14 protein-coding genes are annotated in these 12,263 nt (G+C 70.7%); 11 read left to right on the top strand and 3 right to left on the bottom strand.

The features are described 5' to 3' along the window. Positions 1-79 precede the first annotated feature (79 nt). The 5 genes from FFA01_RS06365 (at position 80) to FFA01_RS06345 (ending at position 3,677) form a co-directional block, all read left to right on the top strand. Positions 80-949 carry an SDR family NAD(P)-dependent oxidoreductase gene (locus FFA01_RS06365; RefSeq protein ID WP_146854145.1) on the top strand — a complete coding sequence of 290 codons (870 nt, stop codon included), beginning with the start codon at positions 80-82 and terminating at the stop codon, positions 947-949. A 94-nt stretch (positions 950-1,043) separates the two neighbouring features. Beyond that, on the top strand, positions 1,044-1,538 hold the full coding sequence (locus FFA01_RS06360) for a hypothetical protein (protein WP_146854143.1): 495 nt from the start codon (positions 1,044-1,046) through the stop codon (positions 1,536-1,538). A 62-nt stretch (positions 1,539-1,600) separates the two neighbouring features. Then, positions 1,601-1,900: a hypothetical protein gene (locus FFA01_RS06355; RefSeq protein ID WP_146854141.1), complete on the top strand. Its 300-nt coding sequence runs from the start codon at positions 1,601-1,603 to the stop codon at positions 1,898-1,900. Between the two features lie 241 nt (positions 1,901-2,141). Then, on the top strand, positions 2,142-2,669 hold the full coding sequence (locus tag FFA01_RS06350; protein ID WP_146854139.1) for a hypothetical protein: 528 nt from the start codon (positions 2,142-2,144) through the stop codon (positions 2,667-2,669). A gap of 51 nt (positions 2,670-2,720) precedes the next feature. Further along, the gene (locus tag FFA01_RS06345; protein WP_167627301.1) at positions 2,721-3,677 is read left to right on the top strand and encodes a helix-turn-helix transcriptional regulator; all 957 of its coding nucleotides are present in this window, start codon (positions 2,721-2,723) and stop codon (positions 3,675-3,677) included. Positions 3,678-3,868: 191 nt separating this feature from the next. Here FFA01_RS06345 and FFA01_RS06340 read toward each other — a convergent pair whose 3' ends face one another. The 3 genes from FFA01_RS06340 to FFA01_RS06330 form a co-directional block, all read right to left on the bottom strand. Next, positions 3,869-4,135, bottom strand: a complete 267-nt coding sequence (locus FFA01_RS06340; protein ID WP_146854135.1) for a hypothetical protein — start codon at positions 4,133-4,135, stop codon at positions 3,869-3,871. A 45-nt stretch (positions 4,136-4,180) separates the two neighbouring features. After that, complete coding sequence (locus FFA01_RS06335; protein ID WP_146854133.1) at positions 4,181-4,516, bottom strand: hypothetical protein; 336 nt, start codon at positions 4,514-4,516, stop codon at positions 4,181-4,183. 122 nt (positions 4,517-4,638) lie between these two features. After that, on the bottom strand, positions 4,639-6,699 hold the full coding sequence (locus tag FFA01_RS06330; RefSeq protein ID WP_146854131.1) for a beta-galactosidase: 2,061 nt from the start codon (positions 6,697-6,699) through the stop codon (positions 4,639-4,641). Positions 6,700-6,889: 190 nt separating this feature from the next. On the opposite strand from FFA01_RS06330, the gene FFA01_RS06325 reads away from it, so the two are divergent. The 6 genes from FFA01_RS06325 to FFA01_RS06300 all read left to right on the top strand — a co-directional run bounded on the left by FFA01_RS06325 (position 6,890) and on the right by FFA01_RS06300 (position 12,138). Next, complete coding sequence (locus tag FFA01_RS06325) at positions 6,890-8,191, top strand: ABC transporter substrate-binding protein (protein WP_146854129.1); 1,302 nt, start codon at positions 6,890-6,892, stop codon at positions 8,189-8,191. A gap of 85 nt (positions 8,192-8,276) precedes the next feature. Beyond that, positions 8,277-9,269, top strand: coding sequence for a carbohydrate ABC transporter permease (locus FFA01_RS06320; protein WP_146854127.1), 993 nt, complete (start codon positions 8,277-8,279; stop codon positions 9,267-9,269). 2 nt (positions 9,270-9,271) lie between these two features. Next, positions 9,272-10,237, top strand: a complete 966-nt coding sequence (locus tag FFA01_RS06315; RefSeq protein ID WP_146854125.1) for a carbohydrate ABC transporter permease — start codon at positions 9,272-9,274, stop codon at positions 10,235-10,237. Positions 10,238-10,337: 100 nt separating this feature from the next. After that, complete coding sequence (locus FFA01_RS06310; protein WP_146854123.1) at positions 10,338-11,351, top strand: LacI family DNA-binding transcriptional regulator; 1,014 nt, start codon at positions 10,338-10,340, stop codon at positions 11,349-11,351. A 116-nt stretch (positions 11,352-11,467) separates the two neighbouring features. Next, entirely contained in the window at positions 11,468-11,923 is a 456-nt protein-coding gene (locus FFA01_RS06305; RefSeq protein WP_146854121.1) for an SRPBCC family protein, read from the top strand. Continuing rightward, complete coding sequence (locus FFA01_RS06300) at positions 11,920-12,138, top strand: hypothetical protein (RefSeq protein ID WP_146854119.1); 219 nt, start codon at positions 11,920-11,922, stop codon at positions 12,136-12,138. Before FFA01_RS06305 ends, FFA01_RS06300 begins: the two co-directional genes overlap by 4 nt. Positions 12,139-12,263: the final 125 nt, after the last annotated feature.

The raw sequence follows: 12,263 nt of genomic DNA, 5'->3' as shown, positions 1-12,263 counted from the left end.
CGGCACCGCGCCTCCTGCCGTTCCCGCCCCGGGCGTGACGTCGGGCGCGTTCGGAGGCGCGTGCGCCTAGCGTGCAGACATGACCGTGACCCTCCCCGAAGCCCGTGACCAGTCCGACCGCACCGTCGTCATCACCGGTGCCAGTTCGGGGATCGGCCGCAGCGCGGCCCGTGCCCTGTCCCGCCTCGGCGCCAAGGTCGCCGTCGTGGGCCGCAACCCCGACCGCACGACCTCCGTCGCCGCCGAGGTCGGCGGGCGCGCCTACGTCAGCGACTTCGCCGATCTGGCCCAGGTGCGCGACCTCGCCGCGTCGTTGCTCGCCGACCACCCGCGCATCCACGTGCTCGCCAACAACGCCGGCGGCATCTTCTCGGAGCGCACGACGACGCACGACGGGTTCGAGACGACGTTCCAGAGCAACCACCTCGCGGGGTTCCTGCTGACCTCGCTGCTGCTGCCGCGCCTCCTCGAGACCGCCGAGGCCGAGCCCGCCGGGGCGGTGCGCATCGTGCAGACGTCGAGCGCGGGCAACCGGATCGGCGGCGTCCGGCTCGACGACCTCGACACCGTCCGCGGCCCCTGGGTCGGCGGCATGCGCGCCTACGGGGCGTCGAAGCTCGAGAACGTGCTGTTCACCCGCGAGCTCGCCCGCCGCCTCCGCGGAACGGGCGTCGAGGCGTTCGCGTTCCACCCGGGCTTCGTCGCGTCGGGCTTCGGCGGCACGGGCGCCGTCATGACCCTCGGCAAGCGTCTGGCCGTCACCACCGACGAGGGGGCCGAGCCGCTCGTCCGTCTGGCGGGTGCCGCCCGGGTGCCGGCGCCGAGCGGCAACTACTTCGACCGCCTGCGGGCGCCCGGACGCCTGCACCCGCTGGCCGACGACCGCGACCTGGCGCGGGGGCTCTGGGAGCGCAGTCTGGTGCTGTCGGGCGCCCCCGCGACCGTCTGACGGCAGCGCTGCCGAGCCGGGCGCCGGGGTCTCCGAGCCGAGGAGGCGCGGTGTCGGCTCGCATTCGGGCCGAGTTCTTCGTAGGCTACATATCGTGAACCGTATTCCGCCCCGGCTCGTCCCTCCTGGATCCGACTCCGAGACCCCGCCGCTCGCCCAGGGGGTGATGACGCGCGCGTACGGCGAGTCGTTCGCGGTCGTCGACGCCATCATCGCCCGGGGGCTCGACGGCCTCTCCGGCCTCGAGGCGTACTTCGAGGCGGTCATCGACGCCCGCGGGCAGCTCATGATGCCGGGGTTCGGCGCTCCCGGCCTGCCGCAGCACGAGGTCGAGCGTCTCGACGGCGAGCTCCGTCGGCGGGTCGACGTGCTCGTCGCCCGTGGTCGCCACGACGGCACGGTCTCGACGACCCTCCGCACGGTCGACGTCGTCGTCTTCGCGTCGCTGCTCGCGCAGGGGCTGCCCGAGTTCGCCGGCTACCGCGGGGCGGCCCGGTCATTGGTCATGATCTTCCTCGACGGCGTGGCCGCGCGCCGCGTCGCCGCCCCTCTCGACGATCTGGCGACGGACGAGCTGTCAGAGAGTTGACGGGGGAGACCCAGCGCCCGGTGATGTGGGCCCCTTAGCGTCGTCGAGACGAGAGGGGCGATATGCACGGCGACGACCACGGCGCGACCTGGCGGGCCCTCCGCGGCACCGCGATGCTGACGACCGTCGGGCTCGGCGTCTTCGTCGCGACGGTCGTCTGGGGCCAGGGGCCCCACGGCGGAGCTCAGTCGGCGTCCCCGTCGGATCGGGCCACGGTCGACGCGCCGACGTCGTCGCCGACCACCGGGGCCTCCGTCTCCGCCGACGCCGCCGTGGTCGACGTCTCCCTGCCGGCCTCGACGGACGCGGGCTCGATGGTCCGCCTGCTGCGGGACGAGTCGATGGCCCTCCTCCGGGGCTGAGCGAACCTCGGGTGTCGTGTACCCCGAAGCGCGTGACCGTTCGTCTCGTGGACAAGCGCCGGAACGTCTTCTGAGAGGCGCCCGCCGCGACGCATCCGCACCAGCATGGGGATCGACGGGGGTCGCCGCCCTGAGAGTTCGCTATCCGGACAGTCGACCTGCTCGCGTGTCGGGGGGCTCGAATGATTAGCTTGACCTCACACGACAGATGTCGACTGAACGAACGGGAAGGTGGTGCAGCGTGGCCGAGCGACGACGCGACACCTCCTACCCGGAGCAGGCGACGATGGACGACGCCACGGACCCGTTCGACGACTTCTCGTTCGGCGACCTCCCGTCCGGTGACCCGTCGTCCTCCGAGGGCGGTCGCTCCACGGCTCGGACGCCGTCCGGCGATGTCGACTCCGGCGCCGACACCCCCGATCTGGGTCCCGACGACGACTGGTCCACGTTCTTCGGCGAGCTCGACCCCGATCTCATCTTCGAGTGCTCGGCGACGCTGGCCGGCGAGCACAACGCCGTGTTCGTGTATCCCGACCGCGTCGTCGTCGAAGGCCCGGACGTCCCCGGGGGGAGCAGCACAGTGCCGATCGAGGAGATCCACGGCTGGGCCCTCGTCGTGCAGGGCTCCAACGTCGTCCTGACCCTGCAGGTCGGTTCGCGTCATCGCATCCAGGTGCCGAAGGCGTTCCGCTCGGTCCTTCGTACGGCCCTGCGCAAGGTGCTCGGCGGGTCCGAGGCGCCGGTGTCCGACGGTGTCGGCGCCTAGCCGCTCCAACGGGGGTCAGGCGATCGGCACCCGATGTGGGAACATCGAGCCATGACCCGCGACAACGAGCCCCCGATCCGTTCGGAGATCGCCGGTCGCGACATGGACCAGGCGCGCGCCATGTACGAGGACGACTACAACGGCAAGGGCTTCCAGGCCGAGCTGAGCGCGTCCGACTTCGTCTACCGCTACACGATCACCGGCGACGAGGACATGACCCTCCGGTCCTCGATGTTCCTCGGCTCCATCAAAGGGGCGATCCAGCCCGAGAACGAGTACGTCGTCTCGTGGATCACCGGGGGCGCCGGCGTCTACGACCTGAACGGCGACGAGCTGCCCCTCCAGATCGGGCGTCCCGCGATGTTCCCGACCGGCAAGCTGTTCGAGTTCGAGTTCGAGGACTACCGCCAGAATCTCGTCCACTTCAACGCCGGCTTCCTCGAGCGCGTGGCCGCGGAGGAGGAGGGCACCCTGCCGGGCGCCCTCGAGTTCGACCACACGGCGGTCCCCGACGCGGACGCCCTGCGCGAATGGAAGAACACCATCACGACGGTCGCCAAGACCGTCATCGGGGGCGAGGCGACGCCGCTGTTGCGCTCCGAGGTCAAGCGCCTGGCCGCCGTCACCCTGCTGAACACCTTCAAGCACCGCGGTCCGCAGCTGCCCGACGAGCTGCTCGTGCCGCGGAACGCGCGTCTGCGGGCCGCCGTCGAGTACATGCACACGCACGCCGAGCTGCCCATCACGCCCACCATGATCGCCGAGCACGCCGGTCTGGGTCTGCGGGGGCTGCAGGTCGCGTTCAGCCGTCAGCTGGGGACGACGCCCACCGACTACCTGCGCGGCATCCGGCTCGACCGCGCGCGCGTCGATCTGCTGAACCTCGGCCCGGGCGAGACGACGGTCGCCCAGATCGCGACCCGCTGGGGCTTCGCGCACCTGGGTCGATTCTCGGCCTCGTACGGTGAGCGCTTCGGCGAGAAGCCGTCCGCCACCCTCTACCGCTGAGTCGACGCGCCACGACGGCGGGTCCGGGTGCAACCAGGTTCCGCCGCTGAAACCACGTCGAGACGTCGTTCCCCATGTGTTCCGTGGTTCGACCTCGATGGTGCGGTGATCTTCGCGTCGGCCAGACGACGCACGGACGCCCCGGAGCACTGCTCCGGGGCGTCCGTCGTGCGCTCCCCGCGCGGGGTCGGTCAGGCCGTGACGCGTCGCGTGACGATCGAACCCGTGTGCGTGCGGATCGCGGTCGTCCAGGCCACGACGCCGCGCAGCTGGCTGCGCGTGTAGCGGCCGACGGCGAGGTTGCGCTCGCGGGCGTGCGACACGTACGAGCCGACGGTCACGTCGCCGCTGCGGGTCGACCCGACGTACGAGCCGACGGTCGCGGGGGCCTGGCTGCGGCTGACGTACTGGCCGCCCAGGGGGTCGAGCTGAGCTGCGGAGGAGGAGGTCGAGGTCATGCCCATGACTCTACGCCCTTGTTTTGAGTAATTCAAGAAAAGCCGTCACTCGCCGTCGGGTGATCGATCGTCGAGCTCGCGCCTCCTCATGTCGTCGGGCAGCAGCGCCGAGAACGTGCTGCCGATCTCGGAGCGCATGTACTCGATCGCCTCGGCGTTGTCGGGCGCCTCGATCTCGCTCGTGGTCGACTCCGCCATCAGCGACGCCCCGGCGTCGAGCAGGAAGGTCGCGACCACGGCGTTGCCGTCGGCGTTGATCGCGTTCAGCTCGACGGTGTCGGCCTGGCCCGACTGGGCCAGCAGAGCGGCGTACTCGAGCAGCGTGTCCGCCGCGTCGTCTCCGACGAGCAGCGACTTCGACGCGAACGTGATGTGCTTCATCGCCCCTGTGTAGTCGTCATCGCGACCCGCGAACGAAGGATCACCTCCCGCTCACCTGCCGACCCGCCCGACACCCTCGTCGGGTGCGGGCGGGTCGGAGGGGGAGGCCGAGGAGGCGCGGGTCAGCCCCGCGGGCTCCGCACCACGCGCACACCGCCGGCCGGCACCGTCAGCGGCCCGTCGACGGCCTCGCCCCCGAGCAGCTCGACCCCCGCGTCGACCCGGACGTCGGCGTCGGCGTCGGAGTGGTTGACGAAGAACGTGAACTCGGCGTCGTCGCCGTGGCGGACGACGACCTCGAGTCCCTCGACCCGGTCCGCGGGGACGTCGACGCCCGCCTCGTCGAGCACGCCGCGGACGAAGGCGGTGAGGTCGGCGCCGTCGAGGCGGGTCGACACGTACCAGGCGGTGCCGTCGCCGAGCCGGTTGCGGGTGACGGCCGGTCCGCCGACCGCGGGACCCGAGGTGTAGCGGGCCACCGCCTCCGCGCCCTCGAGCACGATGTCGTCCGACCAGCCGGTGCCGCTGGCGCCCGAGTCGAGCGTGACGATCTGCTCGGCGTAGAGCGGCAGGAACTCGGGCACCGACAGGCCGAGCACCTCGCGCAGGCCGCCGGGCGCGCCGCCGGCCGGGACGGCGTCGTTCTCGTCGACGACGCCCGAGAAGTACGAGGCGACGAACCGGCCGCCCGAGCGGACGAACGAGGTCAGGTTCGCCGAGGTCTCGGCGTCGACGATGTACTGCGACGGGGCCAGCACGAGGTCGTAGCCCGAGAGGTCGTCGTGCGGGTGGCGGAAGTCGACGGTGACGCCGAGGTTCCACAGCGCCGTGTAGAAGGCGACGATGCGCTCGCGGTGGTCGAGCTCGACCGAGGGGCGCCACTCGAGGTCGTGGGCCCAGAACGACTCGACGTCCCAGAGGATCGCGACCCGCGCCTCCACCCGGGATCCCCGCACCGCGGCCAGACGGCCGAGCTCGGCGCCGTACTCGACGACCTCGCGCCAGATGCGCGACGAGGTGCCGGCGTGCGGCAGCATCGCCGAGTGGAACTTCTCGGCGCCGTAGCGCGACGCCCGGAACTGGAAGAACAGGATGGCATCGGCGCCGCGGGCCAGGTGCGTGGTGCTGTTGCGGGCCAGCTCGCCGGGCCGCTTGGCGATGTTGCGCGGCTGCCAGTTGACGGCCGAGGTGGAGTGCTCCATGAGCATCCACGGGGCGCCGCCGGCCAGCGAGCGGTTGAGGTCGGCGTCCATCGCGAGCAGCACGTGGTTGTCGTGCCGCTCGGCGGCGAGGTAGTGGTCGTTGGCCACGACGTCGACCTCGCGGGCCCACTTCCAGTAGTCGATCGACGGGCAGTTGGTCGACATGAAGTTGGTGGTGACCGGGAGGTGCGGCGCGTGCCTCTTGATCACGTCGCGTTCGGCGACGTAGCAGGCGAGCAGGGCGTCGGAGGTGAACCGCGCGAAGTCGAGCCGCTGCGTCTGGTTGACGACCGTGGCCGAGACGCGGGGGGCGTCGATGTCGGTCCACTCGCCGTAGGTCTGGCCCCAGAACAGCGTGCCCCAGGCGGCGTTGAGCGCGTCGAGGGTGCCGTAGCGGGTCTGCAGCCAGGCGCGGAAGGCGCGGACCGAGTGCACGCCGTAGTCGTCGCTGATCGGGGCGCCGTACTCGTTGTGCACGTGCCACAGCACCACGGCCGGGTGCCGGCCGTAGCGCTCGGCGAGCTTCTCGGTGATGGCGGTGGCGGCGCGCCGGTAGTCGGGCGAGCTCGGGCTGACCATGCCGCGCGAGCCGCGGCCGAGCGTCAGCCCCTCGCGGGTGACCGGGTGCGAGTCGGGGTAGGCCGACCAGAACCAGGCCGGCGGCACCGTGGTGGGCGTGGCGAGGTCGACGTCGATGCCGGCGTCGTGCAGCAGGCCGAGGATGTCGTCGAGGAACGTGAAGTCGTACTCGCCCTCGCGGGGCTCGAGCAGCGCCCACGAGAAGATGCCGACGCTGACCAGGTTGATGCCGGCCTGCTTCATCAGGGCGATGTCCTCGAGCCAGACCTCGCGCGGCCACTGCTCGGGGTTGTAGTCGCCGCCGTAGCGGATGTCGGCACGGCCGGGCAGCCAGCTCGTCGTGCGACGCGGGTCGGACTCGGGGGTCGGCGTGACGGCCGGGGCGTCGAGGTCGAGTGACATGCGGTGATCTCCTTTGACTGTGTGCGCTCCCAGTTCTAGCACACTGCAAAGACGCGCAATAGTGACCCGAGGCGTGTTGACAAGCCAATTGACCTGTGCGTAACTGTTACCGCTCACAGGCACAGCGTGGTGGTTCTCCGAAGCTCGCGCTGTCCGATCCACCAGCTCTTGCTTTCCTCAAGGAGGACGAATGCACAGCTCACTCCGCCGCATCGGCGTCGTCACGGTCGCCACCGCGGCCCTCATCCTCACCGGCTGCTCCGGCGCCGGCGGCAGCGCCTCCGACGGACCCGTCGAGCTCACCTACTGGGCCTGGGCGCCGAACCTCGACAAGGTCGTGGAGATCTGGAACGCGGACAACCCCGACATCCAGGTCACGGTCAACAAGCAGGACGGCGGCGACCCCGCCATCACCAAGCTGCTCACCGCCATCAAGGCCGGCAGCGGCGCCCCCGACCTGATCCAGGCCGAGTACCAGAAGATCCCGACGCTGGTCTCGTCCGACGCGCTCGCCGACCTCACCGACCAGGGCGCGGGCGACCTCGAGGGCGACTTCAGCGAGGGCGTCTGGTCGTCGGTCACCCTCGACGGTCAGGGCGTCTACGCGATCCCGCAGGACAGCGGGCCGATGATGGCCTACTACCGCACCGACATCCTCGACCAGTACGGGCTGAGCGTCCCCACCACGTGGGACGAGTACGCCCAGGTCGCGGAGGACCTGCACGAGGCCGACCCGAGCAAGTACCTCGGCACCTTCTCCGCCAACGACGCCGGCTGGTTCGCCGGGCTGTCGCAGCAGGCGGGCGCCTCGTGGTGGTCGATCGACGACCAGAGCTGGGGCGTCGACATCGCCGACGGCCCGACCGAGCAGGTCGCCTCGTACTGGGGCGGGCTCGTCGAGAGCGGCGCGATCGACAACAAGCCGATGTACACGCCCGAGTGGAACGCCGGTCTCAACGACGGCTCGCAGGTCGGCTGGATCAGCTCGGTCTGGGCTCCGGGCGTGCTGAGCGGCAACGCACCCGACACCGCCGGCAAGTGGACCGCCGCGCCGCTGCCGCAGTGGGACGCCGCGAACCCCTCCGACGGCAACTGGGGCGGCTCGACCACGGCCGTGACGACGCAGTCGGAGAACAAGGAGGCCGCCGTCGAGTTCGCCACCTGGCTGAACACCGACCCCGAGGCCGTCGCCGCGCTCGCGGACATCGCCGCCGTCTACCCCGCCGCGACCGACGCCGCATCCGACGCCCTGAGCACTCCGCCGGACTTCTTCAGCCAGCAGAGCGACTTCTACGACATCGCCGCCGAGGCGTCGTCGACCGTCTCGCCGTTCACCTACGGACCCAACGTCAACGTCGCCTTCAGCGCCTACAACGACGAGTTCGCCAAGGCCGCCGACGCCCGCACGCAGTCGGCGTTCGAGGACGCCGTGGACGCCATGCAGGAGATCACGACGGACGACCTCGTGAAGAGCGGGTTCTCGGTCGAGTAGCCGAGATCCCCGGGAGGGGCGGCCCCCTGCGCCGCCCCTCCCGTCCCTCCACCCCCTCCCCGTCCGCGACCAGCGAGGAACCGTCATGGCCGACACGCTCACCCCCATCACCCCGCCGGACACCGCCGCGTCCGACCGCCGTGCCACCGCCCCCGTCGGGCGTCACGGCACGGGCAGCTTCCGCAGCCGGGTGCTCACGCCCTACGCCATGCTCGCCCCCGGCATCGTCCTCTTCGTCCTGTTCATGGCGGCGCCGATCATCTACACGCTGTTCCTCAGCTTCCAGAAGAAGCAGGTCTCGGGTCTCGGTCTCGGCTCCGCATCGCGCGGCACGGGCTTCGCCGGGCTGGAGAACTACATCGGCACCCTGACCGACCCCGAGTTCGGCGCCAGCGTCGGCCGGGTGCTGCTCTACGGCCTGGTGCTCGTGCCCTGCATGCTCGGTCTGGCGCTGCTCTTCGCCCTGCTGCTCGACTCGAAGCGCACCCGCGCGACGTCGTTCTCGCGCATCGCGATCTTCCTGCCCTACGCCGTGCCGGCCGTCATCAGCTCGCTGCTCTGGGGCTTCCTGTACCTGCCGGCCGTCAGCCCGTTCTATTACGTCTTCGAGCGGCTCGGCTGGGACGTCCCCGGGGTGCTCGGCTCGGGCACCATCCTCTTCGCGATCGCCAACATCGCGCTCTGGGGCGGCGTCGGCTTCAACATGATCGTGATCTACACGTCGCTGAAGGCCGTCTCGAGCGACATCTACGAGGCCGCCCGACTCGACGGAGCCTCCGAGGTGCAGATCGCCCTGCGCATCAAGATCCCGATGGTCGCCCCCGCGCTCGTCATGACCGCGCTGTTTTCGATGGTCGCGACCCTGCAGGTCTTCGCCGAGCCGACCACGCTCCGCCCCCTGACGAACAGCCTCTCGACCAGCTGGTCGCCGCTGATGCTCGTCTACCGCGACGCGTTCACCCGCGACGACATCTACTCGGCGGCGGCGACCTCGGTCGTCATCGCGCTCGCCACCTTCATCGTCTCCTTCTTCTTCCTCAAGGTCGTCCAGAAGCGAGCATTCGGCCAGGAGGACTGACCATGACCATCACGGACCTCGACGGCACCACCCGCACGGGCGACGCGTCTGCGGCCGACCCGACCCGCGCCTCCTCGGGCACCGGGTCGGGAGGCGCGGGTCGGCCCCGCACCGCCCGTCGCGCCGGCGGCAGCTCGCTCACCGAGCGCCGCAGCCTGATCGCGACCGCGATCGTGCTGATCGGCGCGGTCTACTGCCTGTTCCCCGTGCTCTGGGTCGTCATGGCGTCGACCAAGGACGGCGGCGAGCTCTTCTCGACCTTCACCCTGGCGCCCAGCACGCACCTGCTCGACAACCTCGTCGCGCTCAGCCAGTACCGCGACGGCCTGTTCTGGCGCTGGATGCTCAACACCGCGCTCTACGCCGGCATCGGCGCCCTCGCGTCGACCTACGTCTCGGCCCTGTCCGGCTACGTGCTGGCGAAGTTCGAGTTCCCGGGCAAGAAGGTCGTCTTCAACGTGCTGCTGATGGGCGTGCTGGTGCCCGGCGTCATCCTGGCGATCCCGCAGTACTTCCTGCTGGCGAACGTCGGCCTCACCAACACGTTCTGGGGCGTGCTGCTGCCGCAGATCATCAGCCCCTACGGCATCTACCTCGCGCGCATCTACGGCGCCGCCGCCGTGCCGACCGACGTGATCGAGGCGGCCCGCACCGAGGGCGCCGGCGAGCTGCACATCTTCCACCGCATCGCGGTGCCCATGCTCGGACCGGGCCTGGTGACGATCTTCCTGTTCCAGTTCGTCGCCATCTGGAACAACTTCATGCTGCCGTACATCATGCTCGGCGACGACTCGCTCTTCCCCCTCACGGTCGGGCTCAACGGTCTGCTGAACCAGGGCGCGTCGGCCCCGGCGCTCTACACGCTGGTCATCACCGGAGCCCTGCTGTCGGTCATCCCGCTGATCCTGATCTTCCTGGTGCTCCAGCGGTACTGGAAGGTCGACCTCGCCGCCGGCGCCGTCAAGTAGTGGCGTCACGACGCCGCGGACGAGGGCGGGAGGCGCGGTGCGCGGCCCCGAGGAGGCGCGGCGCCCGCGGCCGGACCGGTCCGAGCCCTAGGCTGGCCGCGTGACGAGCACGCCGGGCCGCCAGCGGCCCACGATCAACGACGTCGCCGAGCAGGCGGGCGTCTCGCGAGGGACGGTCTCGCGCGTGCTCAACGGCGGGCGCTGGGTCAGCCCCGACGCCAAGGCCGCGGTCGACGCCGCGATCAAGAAGACCGGCTACCGGGTCAACCCGCACGCCCGCAGCCTCGCCACCAACCGCACCGGCTCGGTCGCGTTCCTGCTCACCGAGGACCACCAGCAGCTCTTCGAGGATCCGAACTTCTCGGCCCTGCTCAAGGGCGCGGCTGCGGCGCTCGCCGACAGCGACATGTCGCTCGTGCTGATCATGGCCGGGTCGGCGGCCGAGCAGAAGCGCGCCGTCGCCTACATCGAGGCCGGCCACGTCGACGGCGTGCTGCTCGTGTCGGCGCACAGCGGCCAGCGGCTGCTGGCCGACATCGTCGGCTCGGGCGTTCCGGCGATCGCCTGCGGCATCCCGCTGGGCTACCAGAAGCGGATGGGCTACGTCGCGGCCGACGACGAGGAGGGCGCCCGCGAGATGGTGGCGCACCTGCGGTCGCTCGGTCGTCGCCGGATCGCGACCATCGCCGGCCCGCTCGACACCCCCGGCGGCGTCACCCGCCTCGAGGGCTACCGCGCCGAGCTCGGCGAGGACCTCGACGAGGCGCTCGTGCGCCACGGCGACTACGGGCGCGCCAGCGGCGAGGCGGCCATGCGCGACCTCCTCGCGGCCGAGCCCGACGTCGACGCGGTGTTCGCCGCCAACGACCGGATGGCGGCGGGCGCCCTCGACGCCCTCGCGGACGCCGGACGCCGCGTGCCCGAGGACGTCGCCGTCGGCGGGTTCGACGACTCGAGCATCGCCGAGTCGACCAGCCCGGCGCTGACCACCATGCGTCAGCCCTTCGACCGGATCAGCTCCGAGATGGTGCGGCTGCTGCTGCAGCTGATCGACGGGCAGAAGCCGGCGGCGATCACGCTGCCGACCGAGCTGGTGCGGCGCGCGACCACCTGACCCGCGCCTCCTCGTCCCCCGACGCCCTGCCAATCCGCTGGACGACCGGACCTCGTGACCTGAACGGACCTACCGTCCACCTCAGACCACCTGATCCACAATCGTTAGGACGAACCATGTCGCAAGCAATCGAGACCGTCGACGTCAGCGTGTCCGTCAGCGTCGCGTACAACCAGTGGACGCAGTTCGAGGACTTCCCGAAGTTCCTCGACGAGGTCGAGTCGATCACGCAGACCACCCCCACGCTCACCGTGTGGAAGGTCAAGGTCGGCCCGGTCGAGAAGACGTTCGAGGCCGAGATCACCGAGCAGCACCCCGACGAGCGCGTCGCCTGGACCAGCACCGGCGGCGAGGTCGACCACGCCGGCGTCGTCACGTTCCACAAGCTGAGCGACAGCGAGACCCGCGTCACGGTGCAGATCGACTGGACGCCCAAGGGCTTCCTCGAGAAGATCGGCGACACGCTCGGAGCCGACAACCACGCCATCAAGAAGGACCTCAAGAACTTCAAGGAGTTCATCGAGTCGAAGGGCTCCGAGACGGGCGCGTGGCGCGGAGACGTCCAGGCATGAGCGACGCGACCTACACGGCGTCGTTCGTCGGCGAGGACGGCGCCGAGGTGTCGACCGAGCAGCTCGAGCCGATCGCCGGTGCCCCGGTCAAGTCGCTGACCCGACCCGGTGCGGCCGACGGCGAGGACATCACGTACGAGCTCGACCCCGAGACGGCCGACTCCGACCCGGTGGTCTACCGCGCGACGGGCGTCGCCGGGCACGACTACAGCTGAGCTCAACCGCATCGAGGTGACCCGTCAGGGGCCGCCGGCCACGGCCGACGCCCCCGGTGGGTCACCTCGTTCCGCGTTGCGGGAGTGAGCGCTCACATGGCAGAATGTGAGCGCTCACTTTGGAC

It is taken from the genome of Frigoribacterium faeni (assembly GCF_007988805.1).
GTDB lineage: Bacteria > Actinomycetota > Actinomycetes > Actinomycetales > Microbacteriaceae > Frigoribacterium > Frigoribacterium faeni.
Note: the sequence above shows the minus strand (reverse complement) of the source record. Positions and strands in the feature narration are given on the sequence as shown.

Excerpts from the sequence above, each read along its gene's own strand:
- FFA01_RS06315 (WP_146854125.1), top strand. The coding sequence starts at position 9,272 with ATGACCATCACGGACCTCGACGGCACCACCCGCACGGGCGACGCGTCT.
- FFA01_RS06330 (WP_146854131.1), bottom strand. The coding sequence starts at position 6,699 with ATGTCACTCGACCTCGACGCCCCGGCCGTCACGCCGACCCCCGAGTCC.
- FFA01_RS06335 (WP_146854133.1), bottom strand. The coding sequence starts at position 4,516 with ATGAAGCACATCACGTTCGCGTCGAAGTCGCTGCTCGTCGGAGACGAC.
- FFA01_RS06305 (WP_146854121.1), top strand. The coding sequence starts at position 11,468 with ATGTCGCAAGCAATCGAGACCGTCGACGTCAGCGTGTCCGTCAGCGTC.
- FFA01_RS06300 (WP_146854119.1), top strand. The coding sequence starts at position 11,920 with ATGAGCGACGCGACCTACACGGCGTCGTTCGTCGGCGAGGACGGCGCC.
- FFA01_RS06325 (WP_146854129.1), top strand. The coding sequence starts at position 6,890 with ATGCACAGCTCACTCCGCCGCATCGGCGTCGTCACGGTCGCCACCGCG.
- FFA01_RS06345 (WP_167627301.1), top strand. The coding sequence starts at position 2,721 with ATGACCCGCGACAACGAGCCCCCGATCCGTTCGGAGATCGCCGGTCGC.
- FFA01_RS06340 (WP_146854135.1), bottom strand. The coding sequence starts at position 4,135 with ATGACCTCGACCTCCTCCTCCGCAGCTCAGCTCGACCCCCTGGGCGGC.
- FFA01_RS06355 (WP_146854141.1), top strand. The coding sequence starts at position 1,601 with ATGCACGGCGACGACCACGGCGCGACCTGGCGGGCCCTCCGCGGCACC.
- FFA01_RS06365 (WP_146854145.1), top strand. The coding sequence starts at position 80 with ATGACCGTGACCCTCCCCGAAGCCCGTGACCAGTCCGACCGCACCGTC.
- FFA01_RS06320 (WP_146854127.1), top strand. The coding sequence starts at position 8,277 with ATGGCCGACACGCTCACCCCCATCACCCCGCCGGACACCGCCGCGTCC.